At 38.5% G+C, this 20,588-nt stretch carries 20 protein-coding genes; 4 read left to right on the top strand and 16 right to left on the bottom strand.

Annotated features, from left to right (window positions below):
• Positions 1 to 7: 7 nt before the first annotated feature.
• The 9 genes from DZB84_RS22690 to DZB84_RS22650 form a co-directional block, all read right to left on the bottom strand.
• Positions 8 to 1,465, bottom strand: a complete 1,458-nt coding sequence (locus tag DZB84_RS22690; RefSeq protein ID WP_189655343.1) for a PH domain-containing protein — start codon at positions 1,463 to 1,465, stop codon at positions 8 to 10.
• Complete coding sequence (locus DZB84_RS22685; protein WP_116354601.1) at positions 1,455 to 1,934, bottom strand: PH domain-containing protein; 480 nt, start codon at positions 1,932 to 1,934, stop codon at positions 1,455 to 1,457. The genes DZB84_RS22690 and DZB84_RS22685 overlap by 11 nt, the downstream gene beginning before the upstream one ends.
• Positions 1,935 to 2,058: 124 nt before the next feature.
• Positions 2,059 to 3,552 (bottom strand): degradosome RNA helicase CshA, encoded by a 1,494-nt coding sequence (gene cshA, locus DZB84_RS22680; protein WP_116354582.1) that lies wholly within the window; start codon positions 3,550 to 3,552, stop codon positions 2,059 to 2,061.
• A gap of 384 nt (positions 3,553 to 3,936) precedes the next feature.
• Complete coding sequence (locus DZB84_RS22675; RefSeq protein WP_116354580.1) at positions 3,937 to 4,644, bottom strand: alpha/beta hydrolase; 708 nt, start codon at positions 4,642 to 4,644, stop codon at positions 3,937 to 3,939.
• A gap of 278 nt (positions 4,645 to 4,922) precedes the next feature.
• Positions 4,923 to 6,296, bottom strand: coding sequence for a UDP-N-acetylmuramoyl-tripeptide--D-alanyl-D-alanine ligase (locus DZB84_RS22670; protein WP_116354579.1), 1,374 nt, complete (start codon positions 6,294 to 6,296; stop codon positions 4,923 to 4,925).
• Between the two features lie 60 nt (positions 6,297 to 6,356).
• Positions 6,357 to 7,442 carry a D-alanine--D-alanine ligase gene (locus DZB84_RS22665; protein ID WP_116354577.1) on the bottom strand — a complete coding sequence of 362 codons (1,086 nt, stop codon included), beginning with the start codon at positions 7,440 to 7,442 and terminating at the stop codon, positions 6,357 to 6,359.
• Between the two features lie 333 nt (positions 7,443 to 7,775).
• Complete coding sequence (locus tag DZB84_RS22660) at positions 7,776 to 9,098, bottom strand: hemolysin family protein (RefSeq protein ID WP_223254536.1); 1,323 nt, start codon at positions 9,096 to 9,098, stop codon at positions 7,776 to 7,778.
• 188 nt (positions 9,099 to 9,286) lie between these two features.
• Entirely contained in the window at positions 9,287 to 9,697 is a 411-nt protein-coding gene (locus tag DZB84_RS22655; protein WP_116354575.1) for a MerR family transcriptional regulator, read from the bottom strand.
• 263 nt (positions 9,698 to 9,960) lie between these two features.
• On the bottom strand, positions 9,961 to 10,365 hold the full coding sequence (locus DZB84_RS22650; protein ID WP_116354574.1) for a rhodanese-like domain-containing protein: 405 nt from the start codon (positions 10,363 to 10,365) through the stop codon (positions 9,961 to 9,963).
• Between the two features lie 140 nt (positions 10,366 to 10,505).
• On the opposite strand from DZB84_RS22650, the gene DZB84_RS22645 reads away from it, so the two are divergent.
• Positions 10,506 to 10,943 (top strand): VanZ family protein, encoded by a 438-nt coding sequence (locus tag DZB84_RS22645; protein ID WP_116354573.1) that lies wholly within the window; start codon positions 10,506 to 10,508, stop codon positions 10,941 to 10,943.
• Positions 10,944 to 10,963: 20 nt separating this feature from the next.
• Here the strand turns inward: DZB84_RS22645 and DZB84_RS22640 are convergent, their stop codons facing one another.
• The 5 genes from DZB84_RS22640 to nagE form a co-directional block, all read right to left on the bottom strand.
• A complete protein-coding gene (locus DZB84_RS22640) occupies positions 10,964 to 11,881 on the bottom strand; it encodes a DUF7916 family protein (protein ID WP_116354572.1) in 918 nt (305 codons plus the stop codon).
• Positions 11,882 to 11,895: 14 nt separating this feature from the next.
• Positions 11,896 to 12,621 (bottom strand): GntR family transcriptional regulator, encoded by a 726-nt coding sequence (locus DZB84_RS22635; protein WP_116354571.1) that lies wholly within the window; start codon positions 12,619 to 12,621, stop codon positions 11,896 to 11,898.
• Positions 12,578 to 13,372: a glucosamine-6-phosphate deaminase gene (gene nagB, locus DZB84_RS22630; protein ID WP_116354570.1), complete on the bottom strand. Its 795-nt coding sequence runs from the start codon at positions 13,370 to 13,372 to the stop codon at positions 12,578 to 12,580. Before nagB ends, DZB84_RS22635 begins: the two co-directional genes overlap by 44 nt.
• Before the next feature lie 12 nt (positions 13,373 to 13,384).
• Positions 13,385 to 14,545, bottom strand: a complete 1,161-nt coding sequence (nagA, locus tag DZB84_RS22625; protein WP_116354569.1) for an N-acetylglucosamine-6-phosphate deacetylase — start codon at positions 14,543 to 14,545, stop codon at positions 13,385 to 13,387.
• 171 nt (positions 14,546 to 14,716) lie between these two features.
• Entirely contained in the window at positions 14,717 to 16,162 is a 1,446-nt protein-coding gene (nagE, locus tag DZB84_RS22620; protein WP_116354568.1) for an N-acetylglucosamine-specific PTS transporter subunit IIBC, read from the bottom strand.
• A 299-nt stretch (positions 16,163 to 16,461) separates the two neighbouring features.
• Between nagE and DZB84_RS25080 the strand changes: the two genes are divergently transcribed.
• Positions 16,462 to 16,611, top strand: coding sequence for a hypothetical protein (locus tag DZB84_RS25080; RefSeq protein ID WP_189655342.1), 150 nt, complete (start codon positions 16,462 to 16,464; stop codon positions 16,609 to 16,611).
• Between the two features lie 71 nt (positions 16,612 to 16,682).
• On the opposite strand, the gene kynB is transcribed toward DZB84_RS25080, so the two are convergent.
• Positions 16,683 to 17,303 carry an arylformamidase gene (gene kynB / locus DZB84_RS22615; RefSeq protein WP_116354566.1) on the bottom strand — a complete coding sequence of 207 codons (621 nt, stop codon included), beginning with the start codon at positions 17,301 to 17,303 and terminating at the stop codon, positions 16,683 to 16,685.
• Positions 17,304 to 17,470: 167 nt separating this feature from the next.
• Between kynB and DZB84_RS22610 the strand changes: the two genes are divergently transcribed.
• A complete protein-coding gene (locus tag DZB84_RS22610; RefSeq protein WP_116354565.1) occupies positions 17,471 to 17,986 on the top strand; it encodes a DUF3231 family protein in 516 nt (171 codons plus the stop codon).
• Between the two features lie 174 nt (positions 17,987 to 18,160).
• Positions 18,161 to 19,000, top strand: a complete 840-nt coding sequence (locus DZB84_RS22605; protein ID WP_116354564.1) for a CAP domain-containing protein — start codon at positions 18,161 to 18,163, stop codon at positions 18,998 to 19,000.
• 43 nt (positions 19,001 to 19,043) lie between these two features.
• Here DZB84_RS22605 and tyrS read toward each other — a convergent pair whose 3' ends face one another.
• Positions 19,044 to 20,288, bottom strand: a complete 1,245-nt coding sequence (tyrS, locus tag DZB84_RS22600) for a tyrosine--tRNA ligase (RefSeq protein ID WP_116354563.1) — start codon at positions 20,286 to 20,288, stop codon at positions 19,044 to 19,046.
• Between the last annotated feature and the right edge of the window lie 300 nt (positions 20,289 to 20,588).

Raw genomic sequence — 20,588 nt, 5'->3', positions numbered from 1 at the left:
CCTCTTCTTATTCAACGGTTATTTCTTCTGTCAAATTCTTATTGCGCTTTGTGTACCATTCCCAAATAACCCAACAATCTGAGTCATCCAAATCCTTTACCTCAAATCCCTTGCCTGTCACTGCCGATTTAATAAAGGTCCGAACTGAACCAAGTTCTTTTTTCCTTTGTAAAAACGATTGTTTCTTGTCCATCGATTGAATTCGCTTTTTATGATGGAGAACAGTAACTTTACTAAAAAAGCGAAATTGCAGGGTTAGCTGGTCATCAACGATACTCCAGCCCGCTACTTTATAGCGACTATAGCCTAAAATTGCCCCTATTGGTAAAAGGAGTAACCCTAGATAGCCCCACGCACTAAAAACATATGACAGCATTACAATAGCTGGGACGAATATAATAAAAAATAACATTCCCCTAAACATATATCTCCACTTCGCCTTTGGTGGTACAAAGTTTTCAACATCTTGCATCTGGTAATCCGGGACAAAATGCTGTAGTAAATCATTAATCGCTGATTTTTTGACTAAAGGAAATAGCACTGTCGAAAAATCTTCTCCTTTATCAAGCGAGCCACCCGCGCTTTCAATATAGACCGTTGCATAACCCAATGGCTGTCTAATTAAATTCTCACCAATGCGTATAGCCTGAATACGCGTTAATGGAATGGTTGTCTGCTTTTTTTCAATCAAGCCTCTCGCAATGAACAACTCATCTTCCCGTTTTACAACTGTAAAATTGGCATAGCGCAATGTCATAATTAAAATACCGACAAACCATGCGATAAACAAGAACAATGCAATTAATACAATGATATAAATTAATATGGATAGACTAACATATTTTTCAATCGTATTATATAATTTTTCAAAAGGTAAGTATTCAGCAAACTGACTCAGGAATGCCAGGACACCAGAGATAACAATTCCAATCCCACCTGACGTGGATGCTAGAATAAGTAGCTCTTTTGGTGTAATTTGGTAGGTAACCCTCGTATGTTGCGTTTCAATTTCTTCTTGATGGTTCTTTGAACGGGATAACAGTTCACGTAATTGATTGGCCTCTTCTTCTTTGATGGCGGTTAAAACGGCTTCAGCTTGCATACCCCCACCAGCTGTTTCCACCTGCAGCTTCACCAATCCAAAAATCCGTTGAATAATTCCAGCAGACACATCAATCGTTTGAATTCGCTCAATTGGAATAAAGCGTTTTTTACGGATAAACACACCATATTCAATTCGTAATTCTCCATTTTCAATCCTGTAAGTATACCGGTACCAATGAAGTATCCCGAATACTAGCATTAAAAAAATGACAACACATGCACCTAATAAATAATACGTTTCAAAATCATCTCCAGGTCCGACAAAAAAGAGAAAAATAAACGGAAGTATTATTTCCTTCAGCTGCTTTAAAAAGCTTAGAAAGCCCGCAACTGGGTGCATACGACGTGGTTCAAATATCATCTTCATCCACCCTCGCTAATCTTGAGATGGAATCACGCAATTGGTCCGCTTCTTCTAAATCAAGCGCGGGTATTTCATGAACCGTTGCCGCTGTTGAAATTGTAACGCTTGCTAAATGATGTTTGCGAAGCAATGGACCTTGTTGTGTATCTACGTGTTGGACACGGTTCATCGGGATAATCGTTCTTTTGACAATTAACACCCCACGTTGAAGGTCAATTTCATGTTCATGTACCTCATATCTCCATCGCTTCCATTTGAGCTTTGGTAAGATAAAAATGGTTAAAATCGATTCGAGTAACGATAGAATTAGCAGGATTGCAAAAATCCAAAATGGCCAATCAAAAATGATGGTGAAGACTAAAACGGCAATCGCACCAATCCAACCAATCAAAGAAGTAATAATTGCAGATGTTTTCCATACTGTTAAGGCACGTTCACTTATCCGATTTTTTGGGATATCTCTCATCATCCGACCAACCTTTCCCCCATTGGAATATTTTTCATATCAACCTTTTCAGTATAAATGATTTTGTCGAAATATCATACATAAAAAAAAACAGCGCACATAAATTGTGCACTGTTTTTTGCTATTAATTTTCGTTTTTACGGAAGTTACCGCGACGATTGCCACCACTTGAAGAATAACGATTTCCTCCTGATCCTTGACGTCCACCATTACCACGTCCACGATCTCGGTTTCCACCCTTATAACGTCCGCGATCACGTCCACCGCGGTTGTTATTATCTCTATTGTCTCTCTTCACACGAACAGGTGCTTCTTCAGTTAATTTAACTGGTGTTGCGTCTGGCTCTTTTGTCATTAACTTAATCGCAGCTGCAACAACGGAAACTGAATCATGTTCTTCTAAAAGCTCTTCAGCGATACGAGTGTAATATGATAAATTATTGGACTCGATCATCGACACGATTTTTTCCATCGTAATTTTTTGTTGACCTTCTAAAGCCTCATCTAATGTTGGTGGCTTCATTTTGTCCATTTTACGTTTTGTTGTATTTTCAACATTCTTAAGTTGACCAATTTCACGTGGTGTAACGAAAGTCATCGCCATACCTGTTTTACCTGCACGACCTGTACGTCCAATACGGTGAACATAGCTTTCTGGGTCTTGAGGAATATCAAAGTTGTAGACATGTGTTACACCCGAAATGTCTAGACCACGTGCTGCTACATCTGTCGCTACTAATACTTCGATAGATCCTTCTTTAAACTTACGTAATACCGATATACGTTTAGCCTGGCTAAGGTCACCGTGGATTCCTTCAGCCGCATAGCCTCTTAGAGTCAAGGCTTCAGATAGCTCATCAACACGACGCTTTGTACGTCCAAAGATGATTGCCAATTCTGGAGATTGGATATCTAATAAACGAGTTAACACATCAAATTTTTTCTTTTCCTGTACTTCTAAGTAGTACTGTTGAATATTCGGTACAGTCATTTCTTTTGTTTTTACTTTTACAACTTTTGGGTCTTTCATGAAACGCTCAGCAATGCGTTGAATTGGACCTGGCATAGTTGCAGAGAAAAGCAGAGTTTGGCGTTCTTCAGGAACTCCTTTTAAAATCGCCTCAATATCCTCAATAAAGCCCATGTTTAACATTTCATCTGCTTCATCAAGCACCACTGTTTTTACATTTTGAAGCTTCAGCGTTTTACGGTTAATGTGGTCAATTACACGACCTGGTGTACCTACAATGATATGTGGGTGTTTTTTTAGTGAACGGATTTGGCGAGTGATGTCCTGTCCACCGTAGATTGGTAAAATACGGACGCGGTTAAAGCGACCAATTTTATGAAGTTCTTCCGATACTTGAATCGCAAGCTCACGAGTTGGTGCAATAACAATTCCTTGGATGTTGTCGCTTTTTATATCGACATTCTCAATAAGTGGAATTCCAAATGCTGCTGTTTTTCCTGTTCCTGTTTGAGCTTGACCAATTACATCATGCCCTTCGAGTGCTAATGGAATCGTTTGTGATTGAATGGGAGTTGCTTCTTCAAACCCCATTTGACTAATCGATTTCATTAGATCTTCGCTAATCCCTAATTCGTTAAATGCTGCCAATTTTTTCATACTCCTTTTGCTAATCTATTTGTACAATGACAAAATTGACTTTTAGACGGGAAATCTGTATAGACACTGGGCTTTCGCCTCGTTTAAGCTGGATACAAATGAAGATTGTATTATGATCGCAAAACCTACACATGATGAGATATGCAACTGTAGGTAGGCATCTTCCTAGTATTTATAATAGACCAGAATCGAATTCTGCTTAAAAAAAGGACATTCTCCGTGAATGTAACGGAAGTAATGCCCTTAGGGTTCACGTCCAAAAAGTTAATAAAAGGGCGCCACTAATGGGTTATACGAGCAATGCCCTTTTTAACACTGTAGTTGTAATCTTACCACTACCCCATTAGAAATGCAATAAAGTGAAACTTCCAATCATTAGTATATATATTCTTTTGTTGGTTCATGTAGGAAAGAATCCACCTCTTCAAATAGTTTATCCTGGTCTTCACCATAACAAACATGATGCTTTGCACATGGCAAAAAAAGGAGTCTTTTTTCAGTTGATGAGATGACTTGATGTAAGTAATGCGCACTTTTCACCGGCACAATTCCATCGCATTCTCCTTGGACGATTAGAGTTGGAACTTTAATACGGTGAAGCTCAGGCCTAATTTTTCGTACTAACTTTCGAAATTCAATAGTTGCAGATAAAGGTGTATCCACTATTTTCTTTTTATAGCGCAAATATAGTTCATTTTTATGAAGGTTTTTGTTTAATCCATCGCGAAGCATGATCCTAATATCTGCTACTAACTGCTTCGGATTGATATAGTAAGCAGCTGCACTAAGTAAAACGAGCTTTTGAATAGGATAACGAGTTGCTAAATAGCCTGCAATAAGACCACCCATTGAAAACCCAATAACAAATACTTTGTCACAAATACGGAGAAGTTCGACTAGTTCTCTTTCAGCATGTTCAATCCATTCTGTGTAATGTGTGCCTTTTAAGGCTAGGGTCTCACCATGACCAGGTAAGGTCGGCGTTCGGACAACCCAATTGGTTGAATGACGGATATACATTGCAAGGGGCTCAATTTCATATGGAGCCCCAGTAAAACCATGTATGAACAAACAGCCAATCATGAAATAAGACCACCTTTCAATCAACTTACGCCCTGGCGTATTTGTAATAAAAAATATTTTTGAAATAATTGTAATGTTTTTGTAACATTTTTCGTTTTCAATCGTACTAATAAGTAAGAAGCATTTAAGGAGGTTTTAAAATGGACAAGCTATTCAATGAAAAACCTGATTTTATGAAAGAACTATTATCTTACTCCTTAGGAATCTTACTTACTATTTTAATTATTCTTCCATTTATTAACTAGAAAAAAGCTCGGTAATTAGCACCGAGCTTTTTCTTATTTTTTGAAGGCAAGGATAACTTCTTCAAGCTTCATTCCTCTTGAGCCTTTAACCAAAAGGATGTCCCCTTCAGATAAATAATTTCGTAAGGCTTCAATGAGTTGTTCTTTATCTTGGTATGCAAATACTCGGTCTTGTGGGAACTGCTCCCTTGCACCACTAGCAATATGCGCTCCTAATCTGCCATACGTAAATACATAATCAACCCTATCAGGCTGAATGAATCGACCCACTTCTTCGTGATATTCATTTTCTTTGTCTCCAAGCTCTAACATGTCCCCTAACACGACAATTTTTTTACCTGCCGTTTGTAGATCATGGACTAAGCTAATCGCTGCCTTCATAGATAACGGGCTTGCATTATAGGCATCATTAATTAATTTCGTTCCATTGATACCTTCAATTAATTCAAGTCTCATATTCGTGATTTTGATTTGTTTTAATCCACTTTCAATCTTTTCCCAGGATAAGTCGTAATGACGTGCCACAGCAATCGCTGCCATCGCATTGTTAACATTATGCTTGCCGAGGACTGGCACGAAAAATTCCTTCTTCTCCTGTTTATTAATTGAAAAGTAGGTTCCCTCGTTTTCCTGTTTGATCGTGAGTGGATATAAGTCATTTTGCTGTGACTCGCCAAAGGTTGTTGTCTGGATATCCATTTCTTTAACTTTTTCTGTTAAAAGAGGTTCATCCCCATGGTAAATGAGCAAACCTTCTTTTGATAATCCATCAACGATTTCAAGCTTAGCCTTTGCAATTCCTTCGCGGGAGCCGAGTTCCATCATATGTGATTCACCAATATTCGTAATCACCGCCACATCAGGGCGTGCTAATCGAGTAAGGAATTCGATTTCTCCGAAAGCACTCATCCCCATTTCAAGCACAGCAACCTCTGTATCTTCTTTAAGTCGTAAAATCGTTAAAGGTAAACCAATCTGGTTGTTAAGATTACCTTCTGTTTTTTGTACACGCATGGAAGTTGATAAAACAGCTGTAACCATGTCTTTTGTGGTTGTTTTCCCATTACTTCCTGTAATCCCCACCACTTTCATTGTAAGCTCATCACGGTAGCTTTTCGCGAGGGTTTGAAGAGCTTCTAACGTATCCTTTACAAAGATAACTGGGACTTGCCGTGGCGGATTTGGTTGGTCACTCCCCCACAACACAGCCGCTGCCCCATTTTCTATGGCTGCATTTACAAATTGATGGCCATTAAAGGTCTCACCGATGATTGGTATGTACAGATTCCCTGATGAGATGGTCCTTGTATCGATGGATACCCCTTCGATTACGACATTCTTGTGTTGCGGGTCAAGCTTTTCACCATTTGCCATCTGTTCGATTTGGGCTAAAGTCTTTTTAATCACAAGGTTCTCCCCTTTTCATGAAGAAACACTATTCAGAAGGAAGAATAGTGTTTCTAGTTGTTAAATCGTGTATTTGATCGTTTGTTTTTCAGTGTGACGCTCAATTGCAAGCTCTACCAATTTTTCAATAAGCTCTGGATAACTTACACCAGCCTCTTGCCATAGTAACGGGAACATACTAAATGGTGTAAATCCAGGCATTGTGTTGACCTCATTAATAATGACTTTTCCTTCTTTTGTTAAGAAGAAATCTGCTCTTACTAATCCTGAACAATCGAGGGCTTTGAATGCCTTAATCGCCTCTGTTTTGACGGATTCGTATTCCTCAGCTGTAATATCAGCTGGAATAATAAGTGCTGTATCGCCATCTTCATATTTAGCTTTGTAGTCATAAAAGTCCTTCTTCGGTACGATTTCACCAACAACTGAACAGCTTGGGTTATCGTTTCCAAGGACACCAATCTCGATTTCACGACCAATGATTGCCTCTTCAATGATGACTTTTCGATCAAACATAAATGCTTCCTCAAACGCTTTTTCAAGGCTTTCACGGTTGGTCGCTTTGCTAATACCAACGCTTGAACCTAGGTTTGCAGGTTTTACAAAGCATGGATAACCTAGTTCTTCTTCAACCTTTGCATAAGCTTCTTCCGGATTTTGCTTCCATTCACTTCGAATATAGGAAACATATTTTGCTTGAACCAGTCCCGCTTGACCGAAGATGTTTTTCATAATGACTTTGTCCATACCTGCAGATGACGCAAGTACGCCGTTTCCGACATATGGAATGTTAACTAGCTCAAGTAGTCCTTGAACCGTTCCGTCCTCTCCGTTTGGTCCATGTAACAATGGGAACACGACATCAATCATTTCATCTTGATTTGATTGCTCTGCTGGGAAAAGTTCAGCATTTAATGAAACTGGTGAAATTGGAGTTCCCGTTTCTTTTAGAACTAGTTTCTTTACGTCATCGACAGGACCAGTTAATTGGCTTCCGCGAATCCATTCGCCTTCTTCCGATATATAAATGGGATGAATATCATATTTTGTGTGATCTAACGCTTTGATTACAGCTAATGCGGTTTGTAAGGAAACCTTATGCTCAGCTGATTTCCCTCCGTATAGCAAGCCTAGTTTGACTTTCATAAGCAAGCTTCCTCCTAAAAAATCAATATACCCTTTATTTTAACATTAACGCGATTATATTATATAACAATTACGTAACATTTCTATAATTTATTACATATGTCTAGAAAAGTGTCTGTCTAGGCTTGATCTTAAATTTTCGAGTAGAAATGGTGGTATTGCTATACTCTAAATCAAGGAATTGCGTTTTAACAATCAATAATTGCATGTTATTAAAGGCGAATTGCGTCCTTTTTTAAATAATTGCGCCTAAAACAGCAATAATTGCGTGTTCCTAATTTTCCAGTCACAAAAAAAGCCTCAACGGCAGATACCGTCAAGGCTTTTACATGTTTATTCAAGTGCGCTGGCACTTTGGCCAATGGTGTAAATATGTTCTTGTTGGATGATCTTTTTGATTTCAAGTGATTTAATATGGTGACCGTCCATTTCGACGATTCTAAACTCATAATCCCCGTATGGAATTTTATCACCAGGGTGGATGTCAATTTGTTCGGTTAAAATCCAGCCACTAATTGTATCCACATCCGTATCATCAATGTGCAATCCAAACAAGTCGTTAACCTCACCGATTAAGACCTTCCCATCTAAGATGGTAGTCGTATCGTTAATTTTTTGGATAGCTGGTTTTTCATCTGTATCAAATTCATCGCGGATTTCCCCAACGATTTCTTCAATAATATCCTCAACCGTCACCAATCCAGAAGTTCCACCATATTCATCAATTAAGATGGCCATGTGAACGCGTTCTCTTTGCATTTTCGCTAATAATTCTTGAATTGGAATTGATTCAATCACATGAATAATCGGTCTCGTATAATCCTCAATTGTTTTACCATTTGCACCCGTACCTGTTACTACATCAGTAAGCAGTTCCTTTAGGTTAACCAATCCGATAATATGGTCCTTATCGCCATCAACGACTGGATAACGAGTGTATTTCTCACTTGTCATAATCATTAAAATTTCTTGGACTGATTTTTCCTTATCGAGAGCAATGATTTCGGTACGAGGTACCATGATTTCCTTTGCCACGCGATCATCGAATTCAAAGATATTATTTACATATTTATATTCAGACTGGTTAATTTCACCATTTTTATAGCTTTCAGATAAAATCAGACGCAATTCTTCTTCTGTATGGGCAATGTCGTGTTCTGATATTCGCTTATAGCCGAACAAACCAGTTAACAAGCGAGCAGAACCGTTTAGCACCCAAATAAATGGATACATCAATCTATAGAAAAAGATTAATGGTCTAGCAAAGAATAAGGTAATTCTTTCTGCCTTTTGAATTGCAATTGTTTTTGGTGCGAGCTCTCCGACTACTACATGTAGAAACGTAATGATTAGGAACGCTAAAGCAATTGATAATACACTTGAAAATGAAGTTGGTATGTTTAACATACCGAATATTGGATGAAGTAAAGCCTCAACAGTTGTTTCTCCAAGAAAACCAAGTCCTAAAGCTGTTACTGTAATACCTAACTGACATGCAGACAGGTATTCATCCAGGTTTGAGATGACAGTCTTAGCAGCAATTGCGCTCCTGTTCCCTTCTTGTACGAGTTGGTCGATACGAGTACTTCTTATTTTTACAATCGCAAACTCCGACGCCACAAAAAAGGCAGTTAACGCAATCAAAATTGCAACCATGACTAAATTAAATATCTCCAAATAGTTTCCTTACACGTCCTCGACGAGTAAGGATTACACCTCCTAAATAGGTAAGTTTTTCATTTTTCATTTATGTTGTTTATACAAAGTATTTATGACAATGATTTTTTATTCTTTAAGAATGAATTTTTATTCTGTAAGTTTCATAACTATATGATTCTTGCATTTCAAGTAAACAGAACCATGAGTAATTTAGCGAGTGTCATGCTTTGTGTTGACATCTTACTCATCACAGATTTTTGTTGTTCTTCTGAGAGAGACTCAAGCATTGGCTTCATATCTTTTAATTCTGTTTCTAAATACTCCATTCGCTTGGAAAGTGCCTGTGTGTATTTCAAGACTTTCTCTTGCTCCACACGATTTGTGTGGAAAAGCTCTACCTTTTCCTTAATTTCAAGCAATGGGATGTTTAATTCCTTATACTGCGCTACGAGATGAAGAGTTTCCACAGCCTCGTCACTATAGAACCGATAGTTCGAGTCAGATCGTTCAGGGGTTAAAATACCTAGCTGTGTGTAATAATCAATCGTGCGCTTTGATACATTTGTTTCTTTTGCTAATTCTCCAATACGGTACAACTTCCCAACGACATCACCCCTTCTAGAGGATGTTCAAATGTCCGGTGAAAATGACACATCGAATTTCTTTGTTGGCTTGTTTTTCCGTTGCTCACGTATTCACTACACACGTTCCGCTACTCAAAACTGCGCCGCCTCGAAATGCTCGGTCCTTTTCATCCTCCTTTTGAACGCACTCTTCTATCAGACTTCTATTCTTCTATTATATGTAAAACAAACCGTACAGTCAAACGTGATGGTTTTTTCTGTACGGTTTGTTCTTTTTACTTTTTCTTTTGTCCAGGAGTAGCCTGTGTTTTCAGACTATAGAGACCACCCTTCAAGTGGGATAATGGTAAATCTCTATGCCTTCTACGTAACACTTTTGCAGCCTGTTTGCTTCGTATCCCTGTTTGGCAATATAAAATAATGTCCTTATCAGTGGGGATCTCTACCTTGTTTCGTTTAATTTTAGATAAAGGAAGATTAATGGCCCCTTTAATATGGTTTGTTTGGTATTCATAAGGGTTACGCACATCGATAAGCACGAATTCCTTCGGCTTTTTCATTTTTTCTTTAAAATCCGCTTCCGATAAATGTTCTAGGTTTTTTACAGGTCTAAAAGAATCGTAAATTAAAATAACAAAAATAACCCCTAATCCAATTTGCAACCATGTAATTGTATCCATTTTTCAACATCCCTTTTCACACACGTTATTTCCCTATTATAATCGAAATGTGGAGGAAACGAAAAAACTCATGTGACAATGCCTCCTATTTACGGTAGAGTAGACTAGAAAAATGTTATAGGGATTGGGGAATCTACAAATTGGGGCAGGCTTTAAAACGATTTTTAGCTGGTACGGTGTTTATCACTTATTCACTATTTCTTATCTATTGGATGTTTTTTGCATATTTTCGGACAAAGGGCGGGGAATTCCGTTATAACCTAACGCCTTTTTCAACGATTAAAAAATATTTTACGTATTACGATCATTTTCCCTTACACATCTGGATCATTAATATCGCAGGAAATATTGGCGTTTTTATACCATTTGGGATTGTACTTCCCATTCTTTTTCCAAAGCTTTCAAATTTCTTTTTATTCTTTTTTGCGTTTGTCATAGGCATTTTTTCTCTTGAAGTTCTTCAGCTTTTTAGTAAACTCGGAAGCTTTGATGTGGATGATATTATTTTGAATACAGTCGGTGCTGTGATTGGGTTTATTTTATTGAAGATTTTAAGACGACGAAAAAAAAGGAGATGAGGTCAAATACCTCGTCTCCTTTAGCGATTGACGGATGCTGCCATTCGTACATATGTATGGCGTTTTCCACGAATCGCGATTGAATACGTCATAATGTTTTCAGGGATAGCGATGCCATGGAAGCCAGCATCCCCAATATGATAGATATCCGCACCTGCCATTTTACTTGTTAACGCAATCTGGCGAATGGTTGCTTCATCTGCACCTTCTTGGCTTGTACCAATTGTTAGCATCACCAATGCACCTTTGGAATGAACAAAACGGACATTCTTTTCCGTTGTTTCAAGCGTGATTCCTGGAACGGTTCCAGGTGCTGGCATTAAAATCACATCTGCCCCAGCGTCAACAAAGCTTTCTAATGCTGTATCGGAAATGATCCCACTTCCAGACTCATTGGCTACTCCCGCACCGTGCATTTTTCCAGCAATAATAAGACCTTCATTACCAAATACTTCACGTGCCTTCTTAATCGCAACGACAATTTCATTATTTGTAACACCCGTTTTCGGGTTTCCAGTTAAACAAACAAAGTCAAATCCCAGTTTTTTCGCTTCTCGTAAGGATTCCTCTGTTGCCAAGCGACCTTTTGGAAGTTGACTTAGTTTTTCAAGTTGCTGTGCATTGGGGTCAACAGGCTCTAAATTTAAGCCAATTGGTCTGCCGGTAAGCTCCTTTAGCTTTTCAACGATGGATTCACCCTCCCCAGCTTCAAAGCCTTCTACAAAAGGAGAAAAAACATCAAAATAATTAAAAATCAAGAGATCGGCACCAAATGCTGACGCCATTTCGGCATTCGTTACGGCTGGATATATTGGCTGAAAGGAACCAATTACCTCTGATAAAATAACCCTTCCTTCAGAAGCCTTAATGGATTGTTTGAGATCCTGTCCGTTCATTTTTTGAAAATCTGAGGCTGTACAATCTAAAAGTCGTTTCATGATGAAACCTCCTACTATAATGTTCGAACCACTTCCACCTTATATTTATATCTATCACCACGGTAATATGATTTTACAAACTCGAGTGGTTGCTGATCCTCAAGGTATGATGTTTGTTGAAAATATAGAATAGGTGCTCCCACCTTAATTCCCAACGCAGATGCCTCACGCTTTTGGGCGGTCGTTGCTTCAAGCTCCTGAACCCCAGAAGTGATATGAAGCCCAATTTCCTCTGCATATCCAAATATGGAGCGCTCTGCCACTTCCCATGTTAGACCTGGCACAAGGTCTTGTGACATATAAAAAACCTCAAAAGCCATTGGCTGCTGGTCTGCAAGTCGTAATCGTTCAATTTTGTAAACCTCTGCCCCTATTTCCACCTTAAGTCGCGAGGCAATTAAAGAGTCTGCTTCTATTATTTTAAAGCTTAATACCTTTGTAGCTGGTTTAAGCCCTCTAGAAAGCATGTCCTCTGAGAAGCTCGTTAACTTCTGAGTATTCTTTTCAATTTTTTTTACAGTAACGAAAGTCCCTTTTCCTCGTACTCTTTCTAAATAACCTTCATTGACAAGATTATTGATGGCTTGTCTAACAGTCATCCTACTGATTTGAAACTTTTCTGCGTATTCTCTTTCAGATGGAATCATGTCGCCAGGCTTCAGCTCTTTTTTTTCGATTTTTTCACGAATTCCTTGCTCAATTTGAAAGTAAATAGGTACTGGTGAACTCTTCTTTATCACGATCAAAGCCCCTCTTTTTTTCATCATCCACTAATGAAAGTGCCTCTTCATCTGCAATAATCGTAACGTCAGGATGATTCTTTAAAACAGTAGCCGGAATGGTTTCTGTGATGCCCTCGTTGATTACTTTTTCAAGAATTTCAGCCTTTGTTTTTCCTGAAACGAGCAATAGGATCTTTTTACTTTTCATAATGGTAGAGATCCCCATTGTAACAGCATGTGTTGGGACTTCTTCGATGCTATTGAAAAAACGCTTATTCGCTTGTCTCGTTGATTCTTCAAGTTCGACAACATGAGTTGCAGAATCGAAAGGTGTACCAGGCTCGTTAAAGCCAATATGGCCATTCACTCCGATCCCAAGTAATTGAAGGTCGACTCCACCTAAATCCGAAATGACCTGTTCATATTTTTGGCTTTCCTCTTCATAATTATTTGCCAGCCCGTTTGGAATATGGGTATTATCTTGATTAATATTGATATGGGAAAAAAGGTTTTCCATCATGAAATGATAATAGCTATTTGGATGGTTCTTATCAATTCCCAAATATTCATCTAGATTAACGGTATGAATGTTTTCATACGACGTATGATTTTGCTCGTGATCCTTAATTAATTCCTTATATGTGCCCACTACAGTACCACCAGTCGCAAGACCTAGTACCGAGTTTGGTTTTTCTTTTACTTGATGTGAAATCATTGCTGCTGCCAGTTGGCTCATTTCTTCAAAGTTCTTTACTGCTACAACTTTCATCATAATTCCTCCCTATTTTGAATACGCAATTTTTCCACGACAAAATGTCATGATTACCTCTAATTGATCATTCACTATAACGATATCCGCATCCTTACCAGCCTTAATGCTTCCTTTTCGGTCAAAAACATTGATTTGCTTTGCAGGGTTAACGGCTGTCATCACGGTGATGTCCTGTAGAGAGCAATCTGCGAATTTCATCATGTTTCGAACTGCATCATTTAATTTTAAAATACTTCCCGCCAAGGTTCCATCTTTTAATACAGCTCTTTCCTCATTCACAATTACCTCTTGGCCACCTAAATCATACGTTCCTGCACCAAGACATTTAGCTCGCATTGCGTCGGTTACAAGAATGGAGCCTTCACTCCCTTTATTTTTATAAGCAAACTTCACCATTTTAGGAGCGATATGGATACCATCCACAATCATTTCACATTTAACTTCATCGTGTAAAAGTACAGCGCCTGCTACACCTGGTTCACGGTGATGAATGCCACGCATGCCGTTAAACAAATGGGTAGCGTGGGTAACTCCAGCTTCTATCGCTGCTTCAACTTCATCGTACACCGCATCTGAGTGACCAATAGAGGCAACAACGCCTGTATTTTTCAAATGTGACGTTAACTCAAGTCCTCCTGGCTCCTCTGGTGCTAATGTCACAAGCCGAATATTGTCACCTGATAATGATTGCCATTGTTTGAACAGCTCTACATCTGGGTTAATGATATTATCGGGATGCTGGGCTCCCGCTCTTTTCGGGGATAAAAATGGTCCTTCTAAATGTGCACCTAAAATTTCTGCAGCCCCGAGATTTTGGTTTGGCATAAAATCAGCAATATTTCCAATTGCGGCTTCAATATCGTCTTTTGTCTTCGTCATTGTAGTCGCTAGAAAACTTGTAGTACCTTCCTTAGGTAACATATTTGTCATTGTTTCTAATGCAGCAGGGGTTGCATCCATTACATCGGCACCGCCGGCCCCGTGTATATGTAAATCAATCATACCTGGAATGAGTGAGTATGAATCATCAAAGGTAATGACTTCGTCTTTATCGCTTGCTTGGAAGTCAGCCATTTGGCCCACCCTTTTTATCTTATCTCCATCAATTTCAATAAAACCTTTTTCAAGGATACCATCTTCGGAATATATAGTCAGATTTGTTATATACATATCAAGGACTCCTTTTATGTTTCTTATTATAAGTATATCTTTAGTCGTGACTAGTTGTCTATACCACTATATGATTTGTTATTTTTCTTTACTTTTCCCATCTTATCATAAAATTATTGTTTTCCTAGTAAAGAAGGAAGGACCGTCCCTAGGTGGGACAGTCCTTCTTTTTTATTTTTCTTTACGAATTTTATGGACTTCGTCTGCAACGAATTGTACGTTTGTTCCTACAATCACTTGAATGCTGTTTTTACCAACAATGTTGATTCCCGGAACTCCAGTTGCTTTAATTTTTTGTTGATCGACTTTATCCATATCTTTAACTTCTAAACGTAGACGAGTTACACAGTTATCAACTGACGTTACGTTCTCGTCTCCACCTAAGCCTTCATAAATTTGAGCCGCCATAGCCGCGAATCTTGTTTTTCCATCTGCTTGAATGGCTTGACCTTCTTCTACATCATCTTCCCTACCAGGAGTTTTGATATTAAACTTCGTAATTAAGAAACGGAAGATTACATAGTAAAGAACAAAGAACACTAGACCCTGTAGCAATAGCATATATGGCATATTTGCCAATGGTAATCGTGAACTTAAGATAAAGTCAACTAAACCTGCACTGAATCCGAAACCTGCAGTCCAGTGGAAAGTTGATGCGATGAATAATGAAATACCAGTTAATGCTGCGTGAACCACATATAATGCAGGTGCAACGAACATGAATGCAAATTCAAGTGGTTCTGTAACACCTGTAAAGAATGATGCAAAACCTGCTGCTAACATTAAAGAAGCAACTTGTTTTTTACGAGCTGTTTTCGCTGTATGATACATAGCAAGTGCAGCAGCTGGTAGACCAAACATCATAACTGGGAAGTATCCAGCTTGATACATACCCGTAATACCTTTTTCTCCTTTTCCTGACCAGAAGTTTCCGATATCGTTAATACCTGCAACGTCAAACCAGAATACAGAGTTTAAAGCATGGTGTAATCCTGTTGGAATTAATAATCTGTTAAAGAATCCGTAAAGTCCTGCTCCGATAGAGCCTAATTCACTAATTCCTTTACCGAATGAAACTAATCCTGTATAAACCACTGGCCATACAAAGAAAAGAATCGCTGATGCGACAATCATCGCAACAGATGTCATAATTGGTACTAATCGTTTACCACTAAAAAATGCTAGAGCATCTGGTAATTGTACCTCACTGAAACGATTGTACATCGCTGCAGCAACTAAACCTGAGAGGATACCAATAAATTGGTTTCCAATTTTTCCGAAGGCCGCATTTACTTCACCCGGGTCCACCCCTTGAAGCATTGCAACTGTGTTTGTTCCAAGTAGCGTTGTAATAACAAGGTATGCAACCAGACCACTTAATGCTGCTGATCCGTCTTTATCCTTAGACATACCTAAAGCAACACCGACCGCAAATAAAATTGACATATTGTCAATAATTGAAGATCCTGCCTTGATTAGAAATGCAGCAATCGCGTTGTCTGCACCCCAACCAGTAGGGTCAATCCAGTAACCGATACCCATCAAAATCGCCGCTGCTGGTAATACCGCAACAGGTAACATCAATGAACGACCAATTTTTTGAAGATACTTCATCATGATGATAATTCCTCCTCTATTTTGTAGTTTTCCTCTTATCTTTGGCCCTCTAACTTCTTAAAATAATCAAGAATGAATTCAATTATAGGCAACGCTTACACGTTAGTGTAACCAAAAGATAGGCAGAATACTTACCGCAACTCATTTTAACATCAGGGGGTTTAGTTGTCTATACCAGTTTTAGAGAATTTATGACAAAAAATCAGCATTTTTATCTACTACAATATTACTAAAGGCGTATAGATGAAGGGATTTCATTATATTACACTAGGGATAAGCAATTGATTAGGAGGTATTCCATGAAACAAGGCGATAAAGTTGTTTATAATAACGATTTGTACGAAGTTCTATATGTTTATGAAAATGGAATGTATGAGATTAAACAAATGGAATTTCTCTTCAAAGTAGAACTTGTAAATCAGAATGATCTCATACCTTTTGCTTCTTAATGACAAATCCCTCCTTTCCAAAGGTTAAAAAAATCCATTGTTTCGAAACAATGGATTTTACTGTGTTTCCCCTATATGTTTTTTAGTACAGCACGTACTGGACTCCCATCTGCTCCTTCGATAGGTAATGGGAGTGCAATTAATTCATAATCACCTGGTTCCACAACATCTAATACAATCCCCTCAAGAATATATATGCCATGCTTATGTAGTTGATGATGGGCTTGTAAATCTTTGCTATCCAACTGATCTACAGATGGCGTGTCCACCCCAATTAATTGAATTCCTATTTCAGCTAGAAATGAAGCGATCTTTGGATTTAAGCTTGTAATCGTTGTCGGAAATCTGCTTCGATTTTCCCAAGAATTTGTGCGGATTAATAATCTTCTCACACCCCTTAAATCAAACCTGTTAAGGTCCTCAATTCCAATCTCGTTTTTTCCCGATACCTCAATTACTCGTGCTTTACCCACATATACGTCAAGTTCTAGTTCATGGACTTTTTTTCCTTCATCATCAAAGTGGAAAGGTGCATCAATATGAGTTCCAATATGGGTACTTGTTGTGATTTTTCCCACATTAACTGTTGAAGCTTCCTTAATGGACCAAGATAAGTTGTATTCAAACGGAGTATCATTCGGCCATTCTTGTGTTGTATGACTTAACGGCTGTGAAATATCAATGAATTTCATGTTATTCACCTCTACCTATATTTTCTTCTCCTATTAAGTATACGATTTGGGTCTAACAAATCTGTCATTTTATTCTTAACATAAATTAATATCTAGCGGAGATTCTAGAAATGTCTTCTCAAAAAGAAGGTGATGTCATGAGATTACAACCATTAAGGAGGATTATGATGGGAATATTAAGTGGAAATCCAAAGGAAGAACCCATGCATTATGGTGAAGTTTTTGGTGTATGGTCTCACTTATTAGCAGCAAAAGGTATGGTTTCTGCTTACCAGACGTTACTTAATCATACAGGCGATGACGATTTAAAGAAACTTTTGGAAGACATTATTGAAAATGGAATCAAACTTGAAATTGAAGAAGTTGAAACGTTGTTAAAGGAAAATGGAGTAGGACTACCTCCTGCACCTCCAGAGCGACCTAATGCATGTCTTGAGAATATCCCTCCAGGTGCTCGTTTTCTAGACCCTGAAATTGCTGCAAAGGTTTCTGCCGATATTGCTGCAGGTTTAGTTGCTTGTAGTACGGTCATGGGACAATCCATTCGTGAGGATATTGCTGCAATGTATGGGCAATTCCATATGAAGAAAGCTCAGTTTGGTGCAAGAATGCTACGTTTAAACAAAGAAAAAGGGTGGCTTGTTCCTCCTCCGCTTCATATCAATAAAGCTGAGGGATGCTAAAGATTCCTTGAAAGGCAGTTCCAATACGGAGCTGCCTTTTTTTATTGGTAATTTTAACATTTTTCATTTGTACTAACGTTCTGTCTGCCTCTCTCTTTAATTACCATCCATACTTTCTTAAGGGAAGTAGCAAAATATAAAAGTAAATCGAATCATGCAAAGGAGGAATTTAGATTGCAAAGATTTACAAAAACAGGTATAGCGATTCTAGGGTCTGCGATGCTTTTATTATCTGCGTGTAATAACAACAACGCGGCAGATGATACTGATACGAACCGTTCAGCAAACGTAGAGAATGTGAATAACGGCTATCTCATAAAACAAGACCGTCCTTATCGCACGACAACGTCTAGCGATAAGTATCCACATACCACAAGTGTTCAGAACACACAAGGCGAACAAAAATATTTTCGTTTCATTAACAAAAAAATCGTCGTTGGAACGCCAAACGGAACGAACGTAGTGCCGAATGGGTACAATCAATTTACTGGTGGACCAAATAATGCGGTACCAGCACCAAACAATGTTGCACCGGCACCAAATTATCCAACAGGGCAAACGCCACCTGTTGAACAAAACCGTCAGCCTGCCACTCAGCAGCCTGCGACTCCTGCTCCAGCACCTGCGACGGGGGGAGTTAGTAATTTTGAAAGACAGGTAATTGATCTTACAAATGCACAGCGTAAGAAAAACGGTTTACCTGCCCTTCAGATGGATACAGCATTAAGCAAAGTTGCAAAGACAAAAGCAAATGACATGCAGCAAAAAAATTATTTTTCCCATACGAGTCCTACTTACGGATCTCCGTTTGATATGATGAGGGACTTTGGGGTATCGTACAAGACGGCTGGTGAAAATATTGCCAAAGGACAAACATCTCCAGAAGCTGTGGTAAATGCTTGGATGAACAGCGAAGGACATCGTAAAAACATCCTGAATGCAAACTTCACACATATTGGAGTTGGTCACCAAGCAAGCGGTAACTACTGGTCACAAATGTTTATTGGAAAATAAATAAAAGAGGGGCAGACATAGTAATATGTCGCCCCATTCTTTATTACTTTTTAATTTTTACAAATTTACGCTTTCCGACTTGAACAATCATGTCGTCTATAACTTCCACTTCTAAATGAATATCCTCCACTTTTTCGCCATTTAGTTTGACGCCACCATTTTGGATCATTTTCCGTGCTTCCCCTTTGGACTTTTGTAAATCCAACTGAACAAGTAAATCTATAATGGAGATTGAGTTTTCTCCTGACCAAGTGACTTCTGGAATGTCTTCTGGAATTACTCCTTTTTGAAAGACTGTTTTAAAATGATTTTCAGCTAGCTGGGCTGCTTCTTCATCATGATACATTCTCACAATCGTTCTACCAAGAAGCATTTTTGCATCACGTGGGTGAAGCGTTCCATTTTCTATGTTCACTTTGATTTCATTCTTTTCTTCAAGAGATAAGTCAGTAACTAAATCAAAGTATTTTGCCATCATTTCATCCTGGATAGACATCGTTTTTCCGTACATATCATTTGGCGCCTCATCAACGCCAATGTAGTTCCCTTTTGACTTGGACATTTTTTCAACGCCATCAAGCCCCTCTAATAATGGAAGAAGAATAACAACTTGCTTTTCTTTACCAAAATGTTCTTGTAAATGTCTTCCCATCAACACGTTAAAGTGTTGATCATTTCCACCTAATTCAATATCGCTTTCTAGCGCAACAGAATCATAGCCCTGCATAAGTGGGTAAAAGAATTCATGAAGCGAAATCGGCTTCCCAGTTGCTAAACGTTCAGAGAAATCATTTCTTTCAAGCAAGCGAGCAACTGTAATACTTGCCGCTAAATTGATAATGTCCTCGAAATTTAAAGTTGATAGCCACTTCGAGTTGTAATGTAGCTCAACCTTCTCCATGTCTAAGACTTTTCCAAACTGCTCAAAGTATGTTTTTGCATTATGCTTCACTTCTTCGTCTGTCAGCTGTTTACGAGCAACGGATTTACCAGTTGGATCACCGATTTTCCCTGTAAAGTCACCGATTAGAAGCTGGACAACATGCCCATTTTCTTGGAATTGTTTTAATTTATTTAACACCACGGTATGTCCTAAGTGTACATCTGGTGCAGATGGATCAAGACCCAGTTTAACTTTTAGCGGTTGGTTGGTCACAATGGATTTGGCGATCTTTTGTTTTAGTTCATGTGCAGGAACTATTTCTTGTACCCCATTTGAATAGATGGCAAACTGTCTTTCTAGTTCTATTTTTTGTTCATCTGTTAATTGTTCAATAAAGTTCTCCATTCGGTTTTCCTCCTAGTTTGTAATGTTTTAAAATGACCTTCTTATAAGGATTTTGGATTTAGAAATCGGTCAGTCAAAGACATTTCACATAGTATTGATGGAATTTAGTCTTTGAGACAACTGATTAGAGACATATTAGTCTATGCTCAACCTGCTTTTGTCCGCGAGACCGCCTCTCAAAGACACTTTTTCCTGTGATTAACTCACTTTTGTCCCTGAGATATCCCATCAGAGACATTTCAGGCTGCGCTTAACACGCTTTTGTCCTTGAGGCACTTCCTCAATCCCACAAAAAAACAT

This window comes from Bacillus sp. HNG (assembly GCF_003400205.1).
Taxonomy (GTDB): Bacteria; Bacillota; Bacilli; order Bacillales; family Bacillaceae_L; genus Ferdinandcohnia.
The sequence above is the reverse complement of the archived record's forward strand: the minus strand, read 5'-3'. Positions and strand labels throughout refer to the sequence as shown.